17 protein-coding genes are annotated in these 18336 nt (G+C 67.9%); 6 read left to right on the plus strand and 11 right to left on the minus strand.

Annotation, left to right across the window (positions count from 1 at the left end):
• Nucleotides 1-121: 121 nt before the first annotated feature.
• Together ASF16_RS04170 and ASF16_RS04175 are read right to left on the minus strand one after the other, a co-directional pair.
• Nucleotides 122-1015, minus strand: coding sequence for a PPK2 family polyphosphate kinase (locus ASF16_RS04170; RefSeq protein WP_056163180.1), 894 nt, complete (start codon nucleotides 1013-1015; stop codon nucleotides 122-124).
• 182 nt (nucleotides 1016-1197) lie between these two features.
• Entirely contained in the window at nucleotides 1198-2208 is a 1011-nt protein-coding gene (locus ASF16_RS04175; protein WP_082516736.1) for a GlxA family transcriptional regulator, read from the minus strand.
• Nucleotides 2209-2334: 126 nt separating this feature from the next.
• On the opposite strand from ASF16_RS04175, the gene ASF16_RS04180 reads away from it, so the two are divergent.
• Entirely contained in the window at nucleotides 2335-3147 is an 813-nt protein-coding gene (locus ASF16_RS04180; protein WP_056163183.1) for an MBL fold metallo-hydrolase, read from the plus strand.
• Between the two features lie 49 nt (nucleotides 3148-3196).
• Here the strand turns inward: ASF16_RS04180 and ASF16_RS04185 are convergent, their stop codons facing one another.
• Both ASF16_RS04185 and ASF16_RS04190 read right to left on the minus strand, forming a co-directional pair.
• Nucleotides 3197-5356, minus strand: coding sequence for a TonB-dependent siderophore receptor (locus ASF16_RS04185; protein WP_056163185.1), 2160 nt, complete (start codon nucleotides 5354-5356; stop codon nucleotides 3197-3199).
• A 251-nt stretch (nucleotides 5357-5607) separates the two neighbouring features.
• Complete coding sequence (locus ASF16_RS04190) at nucleotides 5608-6543, minus strand: LysR family transcriptional regulator (RefSeq protein ID WP_056163187.1); 936 nt, start codon at nucleotides 6541-6543, stop codon at nucleotides 5608-5610.
• A gap of 72 nt (nucleotides 6544-6615) precedes the next feature.
• Between ASF16_RS04190 and ASF16_RS04195 the strand changes: the two genes are divergently transcribed.
• On the plus strand, nucleotides 6616-7098 hold the full coding sequence (locus ASF16_RS04195; protein WP_235507255.1) for a PACE efflux transporter: 483 nt from the start codon (nucleotides 6616-6618) through the stop codon (nucleotides 7096-7098).
• Between the two features lie 27 nt (nucleotides 7099-7125).
• On the opposite strand, the gene ASF16_RS04200 is transcribed toward ASF16_RS04195, so the two are convergent.
• Nucleotides 7126-7512, minus strand: coding sequence for a hypothetical protein (locus ASF16_RS04200; protein ID WP_056163189.1), 387 nt, complete (start codon nucleotides 7510-7512; stop codon nucleotides 7126-7128).
• Between the two features lie 228 nt (nucleotides 7513-7740).
• Between ASF16_RS04200 and metH the strand changes: the two genes are divergently transcribed.
• Both metH and ASF16_RS04210 read left to right on the plus strand, forming a co-directional pair.
• A complete protein-coding gene (metH, locus tag ASF16_RS04205) occupies nucleotides 7741-10479 on the plus strand; it encodes a methionine synthase (RefSeq protein ID WP_082516737.1) in 2739 nt (912 codons plus the stop codon).
• A gap of 16 nt (nucleotides 10480-10495) precedes the next feature.
• Nucleotides 10496-10882 carry a hypothetical protein gene (locus ASF16_RS04210; RefSeq protein ID WP_056163191.1) on the plus strand — a complete coding sequence of 129 codons (387 nt, stop codon included), beginning with the start codon at nucleotides 10496-10498 and terminating at the stop codon, nucleotides 10880-10882.
• A gap of 92 nt (nucleotides 10883-10974) precedes the next feature.
• Here the strand turns inward: ASF16_RS04210 and ASF16_RS04215 are convergent, their stop codons facing one another.
• Both ASF16_RS04215 and ASF16_RS04220 read right to left on the minus strand, forming a co-directional pair.
• Nucleotides 10975-11541, minus strand: a complete 567-nt coding sequence (locus tag ASF16_RS04215) for a shikimate kinase (RefSeq protein WP_056163194.1) — start codon at nucleotides 11539-11541, stop codon at nucleotides 10975-10977.
• A 92-nt stretch (nucleotides 11542-11633) separates the two neighbouring features.
• On the minus strand, nucleotides 11634-12779 hold the full coding sequence (locus tag ASF16_RS04220) for a serine hydrolase (protein WP_056163196.1): 1146 nt from the start codon (nucleotides 12777-12779) through the stop codon (nucleotides 11634-11636).
• Nucleotides 12780-12961: 182 nt separating this feature from the next.
• Between ASF16_RS04220 and ASF16_RS04225 the strand changes: the two genes are divergently transcribed.
• Both ASF16_RS04225 and ASF16_RS04230 read left to right on the plus strand, forming a co-directional pair.
• Nucleotides 12962-13900: a YihY/virulence factor BrkB family protein gene (locus ASF16_RS04225; protein ID WP_056163199.1), complete on the plus strand. Its 939-nt coding sequence runs from the start codon at nucleotides 12962-12964 to the stop codon at nucleotides 13898-13900.
• Nucleotides 13901-14066: 166 nt separating this feature from the next.
• Complete coding sequence (locus ASF16_RS04230; protein WP_056163200.1) at nucleotides 14067-14900, plus strand: glycine zipper 2TM domain-containing protein; 834 nt, start codon at nucleotides 14067-14069, stop codon at nucleotides 14898-14900.
• Nucleotides 14901-14977: 77 nt separating this feature from the next.
• On the opposite strand, the gene ASF16_RS04235 is transcribed toward ASF16_RS04230, so the two are convergent.
• From ASF16_RS04235 to fdxA, 4 genes are all read right to left on the minus strand, one after another.
• On the minus strand, nucleotides 14978-16165 hold the full coding sequence (locus ASF16_RS04235) for an amidohydrolase family protein (protein WP_056163203.1): 1188 nt from the start codon (nucleotides 16163-16165) through the stop codon (nucleotides 14978-14980).
• 104 nt (nucleotides 16166-16269) lie between these two features.
• Nucleotides 16270-16986, minus strand: coding sequence for a TetR/AcrR family transcriptional regulator (locus ASF16_RS04240; RefSeq protein ID WP_056163205.1), 717 nt, complete (start codon nucleotides 16984-16986; stop codon nucleotides 16270-16272).
• A gap of 67 nt (nucleotides 16987-17053) precedes the next feature.
• Nucleotides 17054-17830, minus strand: coding sequence for a ferredoxin--NADP reductase (locus ASF16_RS04245; RefSeq protein WP_056163208.1), 777 nt, complete (start codon nucleotides 17828-17830; stop codon nucleotides 17054-17056).
• Between the two features lie 76 nt (nucleotides 17831-17906).
• Nucleotides 17907-18236: a ferredoxin FdxA gene (gene fdxA, locus ASF16_RS04250; RefSeq protein ID WP_056163211.1), complete on the minus strand. Its 330-nt coding sequence runs from the start codon at nucleotides 18234-18236 to the stop codon at nucleotides 17907-17909.
• Nucleotides 18237-18336: the final 100 nt, after the last annotated feature.

Raw genomic sequence — 18336 nt, forward strand, 5'->3', positions numbered from 1 at the left:
ATGCCTGTGCCCTCACGCTGTCTAAGGCCGGAGTGTTTGCGGGTTATGCGTTTGATGCATAACCTGCCGAAAGCGCCTGTTCATGCGGCATTGCAGCAAAACCGGCGCTTTCCACTGCGGGTCATTCGACCTTGAGCTGTGCCAGCGCCGGGTCGCCCTCGGGGTAGCGCAGGTCCAGGTTCTGCAGCACCTCGCGCAGCACGGTGGCGATCATCAGGTTGCGGTGCGTCTTGGAGTTGGCCGGCACGATGGTCCACGGCGCCCAGGGGGTGTGCGTGGCGGACAGCAGCGTGTCGTACGCGTTCTGGTACTCGGCCCACTGCTTGCGCACCTCGATGTCGCCCTGGCTGAACTTCCAGTGCTTGGCCGGGTCGTCCAGGCGCTCCTGAAGACGCTGCTTCTGCTCGTCGGCGCTGATGTGCAGCAGGAACTTGAGCACCACCGTGCCCGTCTCGCTGAGCATGCGCTCGAAGTCGTTGATGTGGGCCAGCCGCTGCTGGTGCTGCTCGGGCGTGATCCAGCCGTTGACCACCGGCACCAGCACGTCCTCGTACTGGCTGCGGTTGAAGACCGTGATGTCGCCCGCCTGCGGCACCTGCTGGTGGATGCGCCACAGGTAGTCGCGGGCGCGCTCGGCCTCGGTCGGTGCCTTCCAGCCCACGGCGTGCACCCCCAGCGCGCTCATGCGGCCGAACACGCCGCGGATGGTGCCGTCCTTGCCGGAGGTGTCGGTGCCCTGCAGCACCACCAGCAGCTTGTAGCGCTTGTCGGCGTAGAACAGGTCCTGCAGCGTGTCGAGCTCCGCGGCCAGCGCGTCCACGGCCGCCTTGTCCTGCGCCTTCCCGCCCAGGGAAAACGGCTTGGCGCCCGGGTCGTAGTCGCCCAGCGACACGCCGCGCTGCGGCTTGCCGCGGCTGCCGTCCTTGCCGTCATCGGCGGTGGGTTTGCCGGGCTGCCATTGCGACCACAGGTCGGCGGTCTTGCTGCGGGATTTGGGGATCAGGGGTGAGGGCATGGATGTGAGGGGCGGTGCGTGGATGGGGCACAGGTTAGGGCAACAGGGCGCGTTTCACAAATGGTCTGCGCGGGCCGCTGCTGGTTGCCAAGGCCGTGCCGGGCGCCCAGGCGCACCCTGGCCCGCAGCGACAGCGACAGCCGTGCATGGGCGGGCCCGGGTTCGGATGAGCGGAAGGCGCGTCACCGCTGCGCCATTCGGTAGGCCAGCGGCGTCTGCCCGGTGGCCTGGCGGAAGGCGCGGTGCAGGCCGGCTTCGCTCGCAAAGCCCAGGTCTTCGGCGATGCGCTTCAAGGGGTGTGGCGTGTCGCACAGCGCCTCGCTCACCTGGCGCAGCTTGATGCGGCGCATCCAGTGCGCGGCCGACAGCCCCGTGTGCGCCTGCACCCGGCGCGCCAGCGTGCGGGGCGAGAGGCCCAGTGCCTCCGCCAGCGCGGGCAGGCGCAGTTCGGTGGCGGGGCTGCGCTGCACCCAGAGCATGGCGCGGCGCAGGTCGGCGTCGGCCGTGGCCATGAGGTCGTGCCCCGCAAACGCCGGGTGGGTGGTGCGCGGGCGCGGCAGCATCAGCAATGCCTGCAGGTCGGCCAGGGCCTCGGGCGCCAGGCGCGCACCCAGCGCGTGAAGCATCAGCGGCAGGTAGCCGTTGGCGCCGGCTGCCGTGGTGGCGGTGCCGTCCTGCACCAGGGGCTCGTCAAAACGCCAGTGCACGGCGCTGTATTGCCGCTCCAGCGCGGCCCGCAGCCACCAGGTGGCCGTGGCGCCGCGCCCGCGCAGGCGCCCGCTGGCGGCGGCCAGCAACACGCCAGCGCAGTAGCTCCACACCTGCGTGCGGCGGGGCAGCGCGGCCAGGGCCTGCACCGCCGGGGCCAGTGGCTGCAGTTGCGCGGCGAGGCCGTCGGTGGACGATAGCCACAGGCCGGGGACCAGCACCGCGTCCAGGTCCGCAGCGGCCAGTGCAGCGCTGGGCGTGAGCGAGGGTCCTTGCCAGGTGGGTACGGGCTGCAGGTCGGCGCCCACCCACAGCGTCTGCGCCACGGGCCGCTGCGCCCGCAGGCCGGCTGCGCGGGCCATGTCGGCGGCGGCGAACAGGCCGGCCGGCATGCAGCCGGGGTACAGCAGCAGGCCCAGGCGCAACGCTGTGGTCGGCGGCGGTGCGTGCCGACGGGGGGCCGATGGCACAAGGGGCGCGGTCATGGGCAAAAAATGGGGTGGCTAGAAATGGCAAGAAATTGTCAGATCAGGCCATTCTCGCGCAGGCCGTGGCATCCAACAATCGGGCATCGACCTATCCACCCACCGGCCTTGTTGGAGACCCCCGCCATGCACATCACCCATCTGCGCAATGCCACCGTCCTGCTGGAGTTCTCAAGCCAAGGCCGCCCAGTGGGCCTGCTGGTGGACCCGATGCTCGCGCCGCGCGGCACGCTGCCGGCGCTGCGCTACCTGGGCAAGGGGCGTGAGCGCAATCCCATCGTCGACCTGCCGCCGGGCACGGACGCTGCGCTGGAGCGGGTGACGCACGCCCTCATCACCCACTGCCAGCGCGGCCACTTCGACCACCTGGACAGCGCGGGCAAGCGCTTTCTGCGCGAGCGGCAGATTCCGGTGATCTGCATGCCGCGCGATGCGGCCTACCTGGCGCAGCGGGGCCTGGTGGTGTTGCCGCTGTCAGGCCCGGAGCGCCAGCCGTTTGCACTGGGCGGCCACGTCACGCCGGTGGCCTGCGTGCACGGGCGGGGCTGGATCGCCCGCTTCATGGAGCACGGCCATGGCTACCTGCTGGAGTTGCCCGGCCAGCCCAGCGTGTACCTGGCGGGCGATACGCTGCTGACCCCCGCCGTGCGCGACTGCCTGGCGCGCCTGCGGCCGGACGTGGCCGTGCTGCCCGCAGGCGGCGCGCGCTTCGATGTGGGCGCGGAGATCCTCATGGACGCCGCCGACATGGCCCAGGCCGCCGCGCTGACCCCGGGCACCCTGGTGGTGAACCACCTGCAGGCGCTGGACCACTGCCCGACCACCCGCGAAGCAGTGCGGGCGCTGGCGCAGCAGGGTGGCTGGGACCACCGCCTGTGGGTGCCCGAGGACGGAGAGCGCAGGCGCTTCCTCCCCACGGACACTGCTGTGTGCTATTAAAACAATAGCTGTTTGCGCTTGCTGATCCAGCGGCAGGGGCAGTTTTCGTTCAAAACGACACCTGCACGCCCGCCACCACCTGCCGCTGCGCGCCCGGGATGACGGTGAGCGCGCCCCACGACGCCGTGTAGTAGGTCTTGTTGAACAGGTTGTGCACGTCCAGCGTCAGGCGCGTGCGCTTGTCGATCTGCCAGTAGCCCGTGAGGCGTGCCGTGGTGTAGGCCGGCAGGCGGTAGGTGTCGGTCGCGGTGCCGGTGCGCTCGCCCACGTGCACCAGGCCGCCGCCCACGCCGTAGCGGCCGCCCCAGGGGGCCTGGTCTTCGCGAATGGCGAACAGGCCGGCGCTCACGCGGGGCACGTTCAGCAGGCGCTTGCCCAGCAGGGCGGCGTTGTTGTCGCGGGTCACCTCGGTGTCGGTGTAGGCCAGGTTGGCGGTCATGCGCCAGTGGGCGTCGATCTGCCCGGCCACATCCAGCTCCAGGCCGCGGCTTTGCACCTCGCCTGCGGCGATGCTGAAGTTGGCGTTGGTGGGGCTGCGCGTGAGCACGTTGGTCTTGCGGATGTCGAACAGCGCCACGCTCGCGTTCAGCCGCTGGTCGGCCGACTGCCACTTGGCGCCCAGCTCCAGCGCCTGGCCCTTTTGCGGGTCGAACGCGCGGCCGCCTTCGTCGGTGCCCGCGTTGGGGCGGAACGAGCGCCCAGCCGAGGCGTAGACGGACGTGTTCGGATCGATCAGGTACGTGACGCCGATGCGCGGCGTGGCGGCGGAATGCTCCTGCACCTGGCGCGTGGCGGCCAGGCGGTTTTCGCTGTCCTGGTGGAAGCGGTCAAAGCGCACACCGGCCAGCAACTTCCATTTTTCTGTCAGGTCGATCTGGTCCTGCACGAACAGGCCCGTGGCGCGGGTGCGGTCCACCAGGTCGAAGCCTGGGGTCAGGTTGCCCACGGGCTGGTTGTACACGGGGTTGTAGATGTCGATGGCGAACGGCTGGCTGGCCAGGCTGGAGTAGCGGATGTCCTGCGCCGCGGTCAGGCGCCAGGTCTCCACGCCGGCCAGCACGGTGTGGGCGAGGCCGCCGGTGCGCAGCTTGCCCTCGACTTCGGCCTGCAGCGACGCATCGCGTGCGGGCAGGCTGCGCCAGCTGTCGCGGCGCGTCAGGGTGCGGCCGTCGGCGGCCAGGGCGCCGGTCAGGTCCACGGCGGCGCCATACAGGTCCGTCTCGCGGTACGACGCGCCCACGCGCGTGCGCCAGCCCTGGCCCAGGTCGTGGTCCAGCGTCACCTGGTGCGTGTCGCCGTTCACGTGCAGGTTGGGGCGGCTGGGGTCGCCCAGGTAGCGGTCGGACGGCAGCGCGCCCACGTTGCCGCGCACCTGCACGATGCCGCGGTCCAGCGGCGTGCGGATGCGGATGAACTCCGCCTCGTAGTTCAGCACCGTGTTGGGCCCCAGGTTCCAGGTGATGGACGGGGCCACCACCAGCTTGCGGTTGTCCACCAGCGCGGTGCGGCTGGCGCCGTCTTCGGCCGCCACGTTCAGGCGGTAGGCCACGTCCTTGCCCAGCGGGCCGGTGGTGTCGAGCGTGGCACGCCGGTAGCCCTGGCCGCCCACCTGCAGGCCGGCCTTGTGGGCGGCGGTGAACTGCGGCTTCTTGGTGACGATGTTGAGCGTGCCCCCTGGCTCGCTGCTGCCGTACAGCGCGGCCGCCGGGCCCTTCAGGAATTCGATGCGTTCGACCGAGCTCACGTCGCGCTGCGGGCCGTAGCCCCGGTTGGACGCAAAGCCGTTGAGCAACTGGCCGCCGTCGGTGTTGCTGAAGCCGCGGATCGCGTAGTTGTCCCACGTGCCGCCGAAGTCGTTCAGCCGGGTGATGCCGCTCACGTAGTCCACCGTATCGGCCAGGCGCGTCGCGCCCAGGTCCTCCATCAGCTGCTGGGGCACCACGCGCACGGACTGCGGGGTTTCGATCAGCGGGGTGTCGGTGCGCGTGGCGCCGGTGTTGCGCTGGGCGCCCTGGTAGCCGGTGGCGGCACTGCTGTCGCGCACCTGCACTTCCGACAGCGCAGGGCTGGCGGTGGTGTCGGTCCGTGGAGCCGATGGGGCGGTGGGGGCCGTCTGGGCCATGGCGGCGCTGGCCGTGAAGGCGCACAGGGCCAGGGTGGCGCGCGCCACGGCAGACTGCCGTGCGGGCGGGGAAATCAAGGGATGCATGGTGCAGATCGGTGAAGAAAAAACGGCGGGGCTTGCTGCCGCGCGCCGTGCCAGCCGCCGCACGGCAGAGGGGTCTTGCTGAGCGGGGCCACAGGCGGGGTTGCGGACCAAAGGCCGCCATTATCATTGCAAATGCAAACTATTCGCATTTGCTTTGGTGGCAATGCTCCGATGCTTTCCAGGTCGGGGTCGGGGTTCCGCTCCTGGTTCAAGCGCCAGCGCCCGGCCTCCTCGGCGGCGCTCAGCGGGGCTCAGCGGGGCTCTGCCTTGGCCGCCGTTCCCATCAACGCCACAAAACGCGTGGCCCCCAGGCCCAGGGGCCGTTCCTTGGACCACACCACATCCACCCACAGAGCGGTGCCGTTGCTCAGGTTCTCGAACGGCATCTCCACCAGCCGCCCTGCCTCGATGCGCGGCTGCACCAGCGCACGCGGCTGCCAGCCCCAGCCCAGTCCCGCCTCGATCAGGCCCAGCGCGGCCAGGTGGTTGTCCGTACGCCAATGGTGGCGGGCAAACACAAAACGCGGGTCGGTCTGCGCCAGGTCACGGCTGGCCACGACGATCTGGCGGGTGGTGGTCAGGTGTTCTTCGCGCAGCATGGCGCGTTCGGGCAGCTCGCCCCGCGCCAGGGCCGAGGCGCGCGCGCCCTGCAGTACCGCGTGGTCCGGCGCCATCACGGCCACCAGGGTTTCGGTGCCCACTTCCTGAAAACCCTCGCGCCCGTCGATGCTGGGCCGCTCGAACACCAGCGCCAGCTGCGCGCGGCCGCTGTGCAGCAGTGCCAGGGCATCCACCTGCGGCGCGGTCAGCACCTCCACCTGCAGCAGCGGGTATTCCGACGCCAGCGTGGCCAACGGGCCCGTCCAGCGGGCGGCCAGCAACTCGGGGGCGATGGCCAGCGTCAGCCGCTCTTCCAGTCCCTGCGTCAGCGCCAGAGCCTGGGCGTTGAGCTGCTGCAGTTGCCCCGCGAGCAACCGGGCCTGCGGCTCCAGCGCGCGCGCCGCCGCTGTGGGCCGGGGCTCGCGGCCACTGCGGTCGAACAGCTGCACATCCAGCTCGGCCTCCAGGTGGGCGATGGTCATGCTGACGGCCGAAGGCACCCGCGACAGCGCCCGTGCAGCGGCCGAAAAAGAGCCGTGGTCGAGGGCGGCCAGGAACACCTGCAGGCTGTCGGAGGAGAAAGCCATGCGGGTCAATCTATCAGAAAATCTGAAACAAGCTGACTTTATGTATCAGTGCGGCGCACATAAAGTAGCGCCATGACTTCCAGCACGACGCATCTCCAGACCACGCCATCCACTCCCGCTAGCACGGGGCTGCAGGGCATCAAGCGCCGGGTGATCTACGTCACTCTGTACGAGCTCATCGCCATCGCGGCCGCCACGCTGGGGCTGGCGCTGCTGACGGGCCAGGGCGCGGGCCATTCGAGCGTGGTGGCCGTGGCGGCGTCGGCCATCGCCATCGTGTGGAACATCGTCTTCAACTGGGCCTTTGAGCGCTGGGAATCGCGCCAGGCCATGCGCGGGCGCAGCGTGGGCCGCCGGGTGGCGCATGCCATCGGCTTCGAGGGCGGGCTGGTGTTCACGCTGGTGCCGCTGTTCGCCTGGTGGTTCGGCGTGAGCCTGTGGACCGCCTTCGTCATGGACCTGGGGCTGATCGTGTTCTTTCTGTGCTACACGTTCGTTTTCAACTGGGGGTTCGACCGCATCTTCGGCCTGCCGGCGTCGGCACAGGCGGCCTGAGCGCCCTTGGCACCGGCCACGCAGGGTTCAAATGCGCTTGAGCCCGAGCGCCTTCAACTCGGCCTCGCTCAGGCGCGACAGCACGTCGCTGCGCAGCTTGTCCAGCTGGGCGCGGTGGCTGAAGTCCAGGTCCACGCCGTGCACCGGCAGGTTGCCGTCACCGCCCAGCGCATAGGCTTCGCCCGTGGTCTCGTTGAGCACCAGCCACATCCGGCGCACCTGGCCCCGCTGGCCGCCCGAGGTCTGCTGGGCGACGTAGCCGTCCGCGTCGGCGCGCCGCGTGAAGACGGCCTTGAGGATGTCGTCCCCGAGCAGCGATATCCACACGCCCCAGCCCTCACGGAGCGATGCATCGAAGCGTTGGCCGGGCAGTTGGGTCGCGGCGTAATAGGCGGTGTCTACGGGGTGTTTCATCAGCGCAAGGAAATGGAAGCAGCGGGAGCCACCGCATCTTAGCGGCGTGCAGGCGGCACATCACGGCTTTTGCGCCAGCCCCGCGGATTCAGCCCTGGCGGCTGGCGCCCGTAAAATCAGGGCTTCCCCAAAGAGCGTCGCAGCGGGCCCCCACGCCCGCAAGGTCGGTCATCCCTGGATGCGATGACGCTCGGTGGCCCCCACGAACCGATTGCACGAGTGAGCCTGATGTCCGCTGTCCCCGTTCCTCCCATGAAGCTGTCCGGCCTGGAGCCGGTAACCATCGGCGAGGGCACGCTGTTCGTCAACATCGGCGAGCGCACCAACGTCACCGGCTCCAAGGCGTTTGCCCGCATGATCCTGAACGGCCAGTACGAAGAGGCCCTGGCCGTGGCCCGCCAGCAGGTGGAAAACGGCGCCCAGGTGATCGACGTGAACATGGACGAGGCCATGCTCGACAGCAAGGCCGCCATGGTGCGCTTTTTGCAGCTCATCGCCTCCGAGCCCGACATCGCGCGGGTGCCCATCATGGTCGACAGCTCCAAGTGGGACGTGATCGAGGCCGGCCTGCGCTGCATCCAGGGCAAGGGCATCGTCAACTCCATCAGCATGAAGGAGGGCATCGACAAGTTCAAGCACGAGGCGCGCCTGGTCAAGCGCTACGGCGCGGCCGCCGTGGTCATGGCCTTCGACGAGAAAGGCCAGGCCGACACCTTCGAGCGCAAGATCGAGATCTGCGAGCGCGCCTACCGCGTGCTGGTCGACGAGGTGGACTTTCCGCCCGAGGACATCATCTTCGACCCCAACATCTTCGCGGTGGCCACGGGCATCGAGGAGCACAACAACTACGCGGTCGACTTCATCGAGGCCGTGCGCTGGATCAAGCAGAACCTGCCCGGTGCCAAGGTCTCGGGCGGCGTGTCGAATGTGTCTTTCAGCTTCCGCGGCAACGACCCGGTGCGCGAAGCCATCCACACCGTGTTCCTGTACCACGCCATTCAAGCTGGCATGGACATGGGCATCGTCAACGCCGGCATGGTCGGCGTGTACGACGACCTGGAGCCCACGCTGCGCGAGCGCGTGGAGGACGTGGTGCTCAACCGCCGGCCCGACGCGGGCGAGCGCCTGGTCGAGGTGGCCGAGACGGCCAAGAGCGGCGCCAAGGACGAGAGCAAGCGCCTGGAATGGCGCGGCACGCCCGAGGCCCCCAAAACCGTGGGCGAGCGCCTGTCGCACGCGCTGGTGCACGGCATCACCGACTTCATCGTCGAAGACACCGAAGAGGCCTACCAGGCCATCGTCGCCAAGGGCGGACGCCCGCTGCACGTGATCGAAGGCCCGCTGATGGACGGCATGAATGTGGTGGGCGACCTGTTTGGCGCGGGCAAGATGTTCCTGCCCCAGGTGGTCAAGAGCGCACGCGTGATGAAGTCCGCCGTGGCCCACCTCATCCCCTACATCGAGGAAGAAAAGCGCCAGGACGAGCTGGCCGGGCGCGACGTGCGCAGCAAGGGCAAGATCATCATCGCCACCGTGAAGGGCGACGTGCACGACATCGGCAAGAACATCGTCACCGTCGTCTTGCAATGCAACAACTTCGAGGTGGTGAACATGGGCGTGATGGTGCCCTGCCACGAGATCCTGGCGCGCGCCAAGGTCGAGGGGGCGGACATCGTGGGCCTGTCGGGCCTGATCACGCCCAGCCTGGAAGAAATGCAGTACGTGGCCGGCGAGATGCAGAAGGACGACCACTTCCGCATCAAGAAGATCCCGCTGCTCATCGGCGGCGCCACCACCAGCCGCGTGCACACCGCCGTCAAGATCGCGCCGCACTACGAAGGCCCCGTGGTCTACGTGCCCGACGCGTCCCGCAGCGTGAGCGTGGCCCAGAGCCTGCTGGGCGACGGCGTGCAGACCTATGTCGACGAACTCAACGCCGACTACGACAAGGTCCGCATCCAGCACGCCAACAAGAAGCAGACCCCGCTGTGGTCGCTGGCCAAGATCCGCGCCAACAAGACGCCGGTGGACTGGGTCTCTTTCAAGCCCACCGTGCCGCGCGCGCTGGGCCGCCGCGTGTTCAAGAACTTCGACCTGGCGGAGCTGGCCCGCTACATCGACTGGGGCCCGTTCTTTCAGACCTGGGACCTGGCCGGCCCGTACCCCGCCATCCTGACCGACGAGGTCGTGGGCGTGGAGGCCGCGCGCGTGTTCGCCGACGCGCAGGCCATGCTGAAAAAGATCATCGAAGGCCGCTGGCTCACCGCCAACGGCGTGATGGGCCTGTACCCCGCCAACAGCGTGAACGACGACGACATCGAGTTCTACACCGACGAGACGCGCACCGAGGTGGCCATGACCTGGTACGGTCTGCGCCAGCAGGCCGAAAAGCACACCATCGACGGCGTGACGCGCCCCAGCCGCTGCCTGGCCGACTTCGTCGCGCCCAAGAGCAGCGGCATCGCCGACTACGCCGGCCTGTTCGCGGTGACGGCGGGCCTCGGGATCGAGAAGAAGGAAAAGGCCTTCATCGACGCGCTGGACGACTACTCGGCCATCCTATTCAAGAGCCTGGCCGACCGCCTGGCCGAAGCCTTTGCCGAAGCCCTGCACCACCGCGTGCGCACCGACTTGTGGGGCTATGCGGCTGGCGAGCAGCTGTCCAACGACGACATGATCGCCGAAAAATACACCGGCATCCGCCCCGCCCCCGGCTACCCCGCCTGCCCCGACCACAGCGCCAAGAGCGAACTGTTCCGCGTGTTGCAGTGCGAAGAAGTCGGCATGACCCTGACCGAGAGCCTGGCCATGATGCCCGCGGCCAGCGTGAGCGGCTTCTACATCGGCCACCCCGAGAGCGTGTACTTCAACGTCGGCAAGATCGGCGAGGACCAGTTGCACGACATGGCGACGCGCCGGGGCATGGAAGAGGCGGTGCTGGCGCGGTTGCTGGCGCCGAATCTGTAGTGCGGACGCAGTGCCGATGCCCGTGAAGATGTCGCTTGTGAAAAAGTCCTGCCTGGCCGCGGCCCTGCTGGGCGCAGCCTGCGCCGCAGCGCTGGCTGCCGACTGGGCGTTCGCTTTCAAACCGGTGGCCGCGCAGATGGCGATCTACTCCGGTGGCTTGGGCGACCCCGCTGCGCCGACGGCGCAGGATGCCAAGGTGTCGTTCCACATGCAGGGCAAAGCGGCCCGGGACCTTTTCGACCGCCTGGGCCCGGACGTGAAAAATGAGTGCACGACCGACCCCAAAGTCCGCGTCCGCATGAAAGAGCGGCTGCAATGCATTCAATACTCGAACTCGGACACCAGTTGCTATTTCGGATTCGATCTGAAAGACGGCAAAAGCATCGGCGGCAGCATCTGCTGATGCGGCTGGGCTGAGGGTTCCAGCATCGCGCTTGTTTGCCCTTTGCCAGGTGGGCGCCCCGGGCGGAGCGCCATCAGGCCTGTAGCGCAGGTTTATGCGACCGGTGTGGCCCCAGCGGCCGGCGCCGCTGTTCCCTCGACGCTCGCAGCCATCTCCAGCTGCATCATGATCATGTTGACCAACGTGTGCACCGTGGGGCGGCCGGTCTCGATGATGAAGTGGGCAGTCTCGCGGTACAGGCCGTCGCGCTGCGTGTAGAGCTCGCGCAGCTTGTCCATCGGGTTGCCGCCCTGCAGCAGGGGGCGCGTGCGGTCGTGCTTCACGCGCTTGTAGATCTCTTCGGCCGAGGCGCGCAGGTAGAGCACCGAGCCGAAATCGCGCAATACCCCGCGGTTCTCGGCACGCAGCACGGCGCCGCCGCCGGTGGACAGCACCATGCCGCCGCTGCCGCGGCACACCTCGGCCAGCACCTCGGATTCCAGGTCGCGAAAGCGGGCCTCGCCTTCCGCCTCGAAAAAGCTGCGGATGGTGGTGCCGATGGTCTGTTCCAGCCGGTGGTCCAGGTCGATGAAAGGTACCCCAGCGCGGTGGGCCAGCTGCCGGCCGACGGTGGATTTGCCCGAGCCGGGCATGCCGACCAGTGCACAGCGAATCTGCATAAATGTCCTGTTGTGATGCTGTACCAACTGGGCGCAGAGTGTAAGGGCCCGGCGCCTGCACGGCCCGGGGTGCAGGCGGCGCGGTGCAAAGGTCAGAGCGCGGCGTAGACCAGTGCGGGCCACAGGGCGCAGAGATAGCGCAGCTGCCCGGGCGCCTGGGTGAGCAGGATGGCGAACAAATCCTCGGCAGGGTCGACGAAGAAGCAGGTGCCGCCCATGCCGCTCCAGCTGTAGCTGCCGGCCGACCCGGGGCTGGTGGCCAGGCCGGTGGCGCTGCGCACGGCCACACCCAGGCCGAAGCCGTGGCCCGGCGGCAGGAGGTCGCCCACCACCGGGATGCCGCCAAGGTGGTCGGCGGTCATGAAGTCCACCGTGGCGCGGCTGGCCAAGCGGATGGGTCCATCCGGGCCGTGCAACGTACCACGGCCCAGCATCAGCGCCAGAAACCGTGCGTAGTCGGCCGCAGTGGACACGAGGCCGCCGCCAGCCGATTCAAAGGCCGGCGGCGCCGACACGTCGTTGAGCGCCATCGCTGCCGTGCCGGTCCGCGGGTCAACCGCAAAGGGCTCGGCCAGGTCCGCCAGCCGGTGGGCCGGCACCGCAAAGCCGGTGTCCCGCATGCCCAGCGGGCCCAGCACGCGCTGCTGCAGGATGGTGGAGAGCGGCGCGCCTTCGACCGCTTCCAGCACGGCGCCCAGCACGTCGGTGGCGCGGCTGTACTCCCAGGCGCTGCCGGGAGGGTGCACCAGCGGCAGCGGGCCCAGTGCCGACACCTGCGCGGCATTGGTCAGGCGGCGCGACCCGATGCGCGCCGCGCGGTAGGCATCGGCCACGGTGCCGGGCTCCCAGGCGTAGCTCAGGCCGGCCGTGTGGCGCAGCAGGTCGTGCACGGTGGCCTCGCGCGCTGGCGGGTTGCTGGTTCCGGTGGCCTCGTCGTACACGCGCTGGCCGGCAAACGCTGGCAGGTAGTGCGACACGGGCAGCGACAGCAGCAGCCGGCCTTCTTCCATCAGCATCAGCGCCACCAGGGAGGCGATCGGCTTGGTCATCGAATAAATGCGGAACACGGCATCGGCCGCCATGGCGGGCGCGTCGCTGCCCGGGCGCAGCGCGCCCACGGCCTCGTGCAGCACCGTGTGGCCGCGGTGGTGGACCAGCGCCACCGCGCCGGGCAGCAGGCCCTGGTCAACGTGGCGCTGCAGCGCCTCACGCAAGCGGGGCAGGGCAAGGGGGTTCATGATCGATCTCCAGGTTCCAGATGTGCGTGCATACGGCAGGGCCGCCGAGTATGCGCACACCGGGCGATGGTGCCGTCGCCTGTGCAACAGCGGTGGACGGGACCCAAGTGTCGGACCGAACCTACCTGCACTGCCGGCTATCGCGGCTGGATGCGGGCGCCGCGCCGCGCTAGGCTTGCCGCATGACCGCCTCCAGCCTGCTTCGCCGCGCCCTGCGCCTTGTCGATCCCTTGTGGAAAATGGTGCAGCCCTTCTGGCGCGCCATCAATTTGTGGCTGGACGCCGACGGGCTGCGCATGAGCGCCGCCATGTCCTTCTACGGCATGCTGAGCCTGGCCCCGTTGCTGCTGCTGCTGGTGGGCGTGCTGGGGTGGTGGATGGACCGCAGCTACCTGGAGACCAACCTCATCTCGCAGGTGCAGGCCGTCATGGGCCAGCAGGTGGCCGAGGTGATTCGGCAGGCCCTGGCCAGTGCCAAGGAGCCGTCGGAAGGGCGGCTCGCGTCCCTGGTGGGTTTTGTGGTGCTGGTGTCGGGCGCTACAGGCGTGTTCGTGGAGTTGCAGTCGGCACTGGAGCACTTGTGGCGCGGCGAAGCGCCGACGCAGCAGCGCGCCGCCTGGTGGCGCATGGCGTCGCTGCGGCTGCGGGGCCTGGCGTATGTGCTGGCCCTGGGCTTTTTGCTGTTGGTGTCGCTGGTTCTGTCCACGCTGATCAACCTGTTTGCGGGCTGGGCAGGGTCGCACCTGTCGTCTGCGCCGGTGGCGCCTGCCATGCAGATACTCAACGAGGTGGTGGCCTTCGGCTTTGCGGTGCTGCTGTTCATGGGGCTGATGCGCATTGGCGGCGGTGCCCGCCCGTCTTCGCGCTGCATCCTCGCGGGGGCCGTGGTGGGCGCGACGCTGTTCACCGTGGGCAAGCAGCTGCTGGCGTGGTACCTGTCCACCGCGGCGGTGGTGTCGGCCTATGGGGCTGCGGGGTCGCTGGTGGTGCTGCTGATGTGGATCTACTTTTCGTCGGCGGTGCTGCTGTTCTCGGCCAGTTGTGCACGCGCGTTCCAGGAGACGCATGGCGCGCCATCGGAGCCTGCGGTAGCGCCCGACCCGGCGTTCACCGCGCATTGATGTCGTCCACCGCCGCGCTGCCCAGGCCCGCCACGTGACCATCTGCCGGTAAACAGCTTCTTACGTCCTTTACAGGGGCTATGTCCGGTTTTCAGGCACCCGCAGGTACTCTGCAGCCACCCGTCCAGCGTTGTGTTGGTACCGCTGGATCTTTCGGAGAAAAATCATGAGCCTTATCGTTTCGTCATCGTCCCATCCTTTGTCCGCCACATCCCACGCAGGCGTTGCCGGTGCGGCCTCGGGTCACTCGCTCAAATGGCTGTGGGCTGCCATCGGTGTGCTGGGGGTGAGCGTGGTGGCCTTGGGCACCACCTTGGTGGTGCAGAACGCCGGCAAATCGTCTGCCGAAGCGCCTCCCGCCGCCGTGGCAGCCCTGGCGCAGCCGGCGCCCGGCATGCCCCCGGTCGATGGACCGGCACAAAACAAGCCTCTGCCGCAATCTGGACAAAGGAATGTTGCTACAAATAATGTAGCAAACCAGGCGCCAAGCTATTCGCAAGGCGCGTCTTACCAGGGGGGGTCTTACCAAGGTGGATCTTCGCAAGGCGGCTATGCGCCGTCCCAGCCTGCAATGCGCACCGCAGCGCCTGCGCCCGTGTGCGCATCGTGCGGCCGGGTCGAGTCCGTGCAGGCGGTGCAGCAGGCGGCACCCGCCACCGGGGTCGGCGCGGTGGCTGGCGGCGTGCTGGGTGCCGTGGTGGGCAACCAGGTTGGCAAGGGGTCTGGCCGAACCGCGGCCACGGTGCTGGGTGCCGTGGGCGGCGGTTATGTGGGCCACAAGGTCGAAGAGCGCACGCGCACGCAGACGGTCTACCAGATCGCCGTGCGCATGGAAGACGGTTCGGTGCGACGCTTCACCCGCGCGCAGCCTCCGGCCGTGGGCACACCGGTCGTTTTGCAGGGCAAGGGCTTCCGCGTGGATGACGGCACGGCCGCGCGCGCCGCAGAGTCCTATCCGCGCGCCCAGCCAGGCGCTGTGCGCGTGGCCGATACGTATTGAGCCAGCCCTGAACCCCAATGCAAAAGCCCGCAATTGCGGGCTTTTTTGCTGGGCGAAGGCGCAGTGAGTGGCTGCGGTTACAGCACCACCGGGATTTCCGTCGCAGGCGGCGTGTTGCGGCTGCGGCCGCAGCGCACCAGGCCGTCGATCATCACCATGCCGATGCCCGGGATGTCGCCCAGCTGCACGCTCTCCAGCAGCGTGGCGCCGGCCGTGTGTTGCGCGCGGTCCATGAACACGAAGTCCGCCGCGCGACCCGGCTCGATCAGCCCGCAGTTGAGGTTGCGGATGCGTGCCGTGTTGCCCGTGGCAAAGCAGAACACCAACTCGGCGGGAATGTCGGCAAAGCTCGATATCAAGGCAATCATGCGGAGCATGCCCAGCGGCTGCACACCCGAGCCGGCCGGGCCGTCAGTGCCCAGAATCACGCGGTGCGGGCACTTGAGTTCAATGGCGGCGCGCGCTGCCTGAATGGCGATCTTCTCGTTGCCGTTGTGCACTAGCTCGATCGCGCGGGATGACTTCTCGCACAGCTCGCACACGTGCTTCCAGGGCAGCGAGGTGTGGCCGCCGTTGATGTGGCCGATCACGTCGGCATCGGCCTCCAGCACCACATCCTTGTCGATCAGGCCCGAGCCCGGAATGGACGGACCGCCCGTGTGGATGGTGCTCTGGATGCCGTGCTTGCGCGCCCAGGCCACCATCTGCTGGGCCTCGTAGCCGGCCTTGACTGAGCCCAGGCCCACCTCGCCCAGCAGCGTCACACCCGCGTCGGCCAGGTCCTTGAAGTCCTGCTCGGTCATGCCTTTTTCGATGACCGGCGCGCCTGCGATCACCTTCACGCCGCCGGGGCGGAAGTTGTCGAACGAGCGCTGCGCGGTGATGGCCAGCGCCTTCAGGCCCACGATGTCTTTCGGGCGGCCCGGCAGGTGCACTTCACCGGCCGACACCATCGTGGTCACGCCGCCGTTCATGGTGGAGTCGATCCAGCCGATCTGGTTTTGCCGCGGCGTCCAGTCGCCAAAGACCGGGTGCACGTGGCTGTCGATCAGGCCGGGCGCCACGCAGGTCTGGCGCGCATCGATCACGGTCTGCGCGTGTTCGGTGTCGCAGTCCTTCTCGCGGCCCACGGCCACGATGAGTCCGTCGTTGACGACGATGGTGTCGGCATCGAGGATGGGGCGGTCGAGGTCGCCCGACAACAAAAGACCGATGTTCTTGATGACCACTTTGCCCGACTTGCCGCCGGCTGCTGCTTCTGCCATGGATTCTCCTCGTGGGTGGGGGTTCGGGGCTCGTTGCGGCCCTCGCTCAGAAAATCGTTGCGTCTTGTGGGCTCTGCGGCGCCTATCGGCCGGAGCAAAAACCTTCAGGCCGCTGCCTTGCTCTTGGGCAAACTGGGGCCTGGCGCCACCGTGCGCAGCACGCTGTCGATGACGAAGGACTCCCAGTGCGCCAGCGCATCGGGCGTCTCCAGGTCTTCGCCCAGAAAGGCCGACAGCGTGTGGCGGTTGGACATGTAGAAGTAGCCCGTGGCGGCGATCAGCAGGTACACGTCGCGCGCCGACACATCCTTGCGGAACAGCCCTTGTGCCTGGCCGCTTTCCAGCACGCGGCGGATCACCTCGATGGCGGGCGACGAGTATTCGCGGGCCCGCATCGACTTGGAGATGTGCTTGCCCTTGTGCAGGTTCTCGGTGTTGAGCAGCGTGATGAACTCGGGGTTCTTGCGGTAGTAGCCCACCACGAAGCGGATCACGGCCTGCAGTGCCTCGACCGGCTTGGCGGTGTCCAGCGTGAGCTTGGACTCCGCATCGTTCATGCGCCGGTAGGTTTCCTCCAGCACCTCGATGAACAGGCCTTCCTTGCTGCCGAAGTAGTAGTAGATCATCCGGTCGAAGGACTTGGCCGCCTTGGAGATCTTCTCCACGCTGCCGCCTTCGTAGCCGTAGCGGGCGAACACCTTGGTCGCCGCTTTCAGGATGTTGTCGCGCGTGGTCTGTGCGGCCTGCTCGCGCACCCCCGTCTTGCGCACGGTGGGAGATCGGCTGGACGCTGTCCGGGTCTTGGGAGGAGTGGCAGACATGGCGGGTCCTGGTGGGTGGGGCCGGCGCCCGGGGCCTGATCCTCAGGCCCCGCCGCCGGCCGGGAGATCACTGCTCTGCGAACGCGCGTTCGATCACGAAGTCGCCCGGCTTCGTGGTGTTGCCTTCCTTGAAGCCGCGCTCTTCCATCATGTGCTTGAGGTCGCGCAGCATCTCGGGGCTGCCGCAGATCATCACGCGGTCTTCCAGTGGGTTGAGCGCGGGCAGGCCCAGGTCGCGGGCGAGCTGGCCGTTCTCGATCACGGTGGTCACGCGGCCCTGGTGCTTGAACTCCTCGCGCGTCACGGTGGGGTAGTACTTGAGCTGCTTGCTCACGATCTCGCCCAGGAACTCGTGCTGGGGCAGTTCGTTGGTGATGTAGTCGTGGTAGGCCAGCTCCTTCACCTCGCGCACGCCGTGCACCAGGATGACTTCCTCGAACTTCTCATACGTCTCGGGGTCGCGCATCAGGCTCAGGAACGGCGCCACGCCGGTGCCGGTGGACAGCATGTACAGGCGCTTGGCGGGCAGCAGGTAGTCGATGAGCAGCGTGCCGGTGGGCTTCTTGCCCACCACGATGGTGTCGCCCACCTGGATGTGCTGCAGGCGCGAGGTCAGCGGGCCGTCGGGCACCTTGATCGACAGGAACTCCAGGTGCTCTTCGTAGTTGGCGCTGGCGATGCTGTAGGCGCGCAGCAGGGGTTTGCCGTTCTCGCCACGCAGGCCGATCATCGTGAAATGGCCGTTGGAAAAGCGCAGGGCCGTGTCCCGCGTGGTGGTGAAGGAGAAAAGGCGGTCCGTCCAGTGGTGGACGGAGAGGACGCGTTCTTCTAGAAAGGCGCTCATGGTGCTTAGTCGAAAAAGTTGAAAGTACAGAAGAAAACTGGCTGAAGTCCGCGCTGGCGGCGTACTGGAGCGGGGCTCAGAACGCGATATCCAGGCCGGAAAGCTTGTGGCTCACAACCCTCCATTGTTCCGCATCTGGCAAAGCCGGTTTTCTTTTGGTGATTGTGGGCAGGCCCGGGGCCAGCTTTTTGTTGAATTCGAGGAAGATTTCCAGGCCCGGGGGCAGGTCGTCTTCGGCATAGATGGCGTTGGCGGGGCACTCGGGGATGCAGACCGCGCAGTCGATGCACTCGTCGGGGTCGATGACGAGGTATTCAGGCCCCTCCTTGAAGCAGTCGACCGGGCAGACATCGACACAGTCGGTGTACTTGCACCGAATACATGCATCCGTCACTACGTGCGTCATTTTGGGGCTCCTCGTGCACCGTTTCAGGGGGTGCGAAAACACCATTGCGGACCATCATCGATTGCGCTACATTCGCGATCAATGTAGCAATCACAACATT

The sequence above is a fragment of the Acidovorax sp. Leaf78 genome (genome assembly GCF_001422735.1).
Classification (GTDB): Bacteria; Pseudomonadota; Gammaproteobacteria; order Burkholderiales; family Burkholderiaceae_C; genus Acidovorax.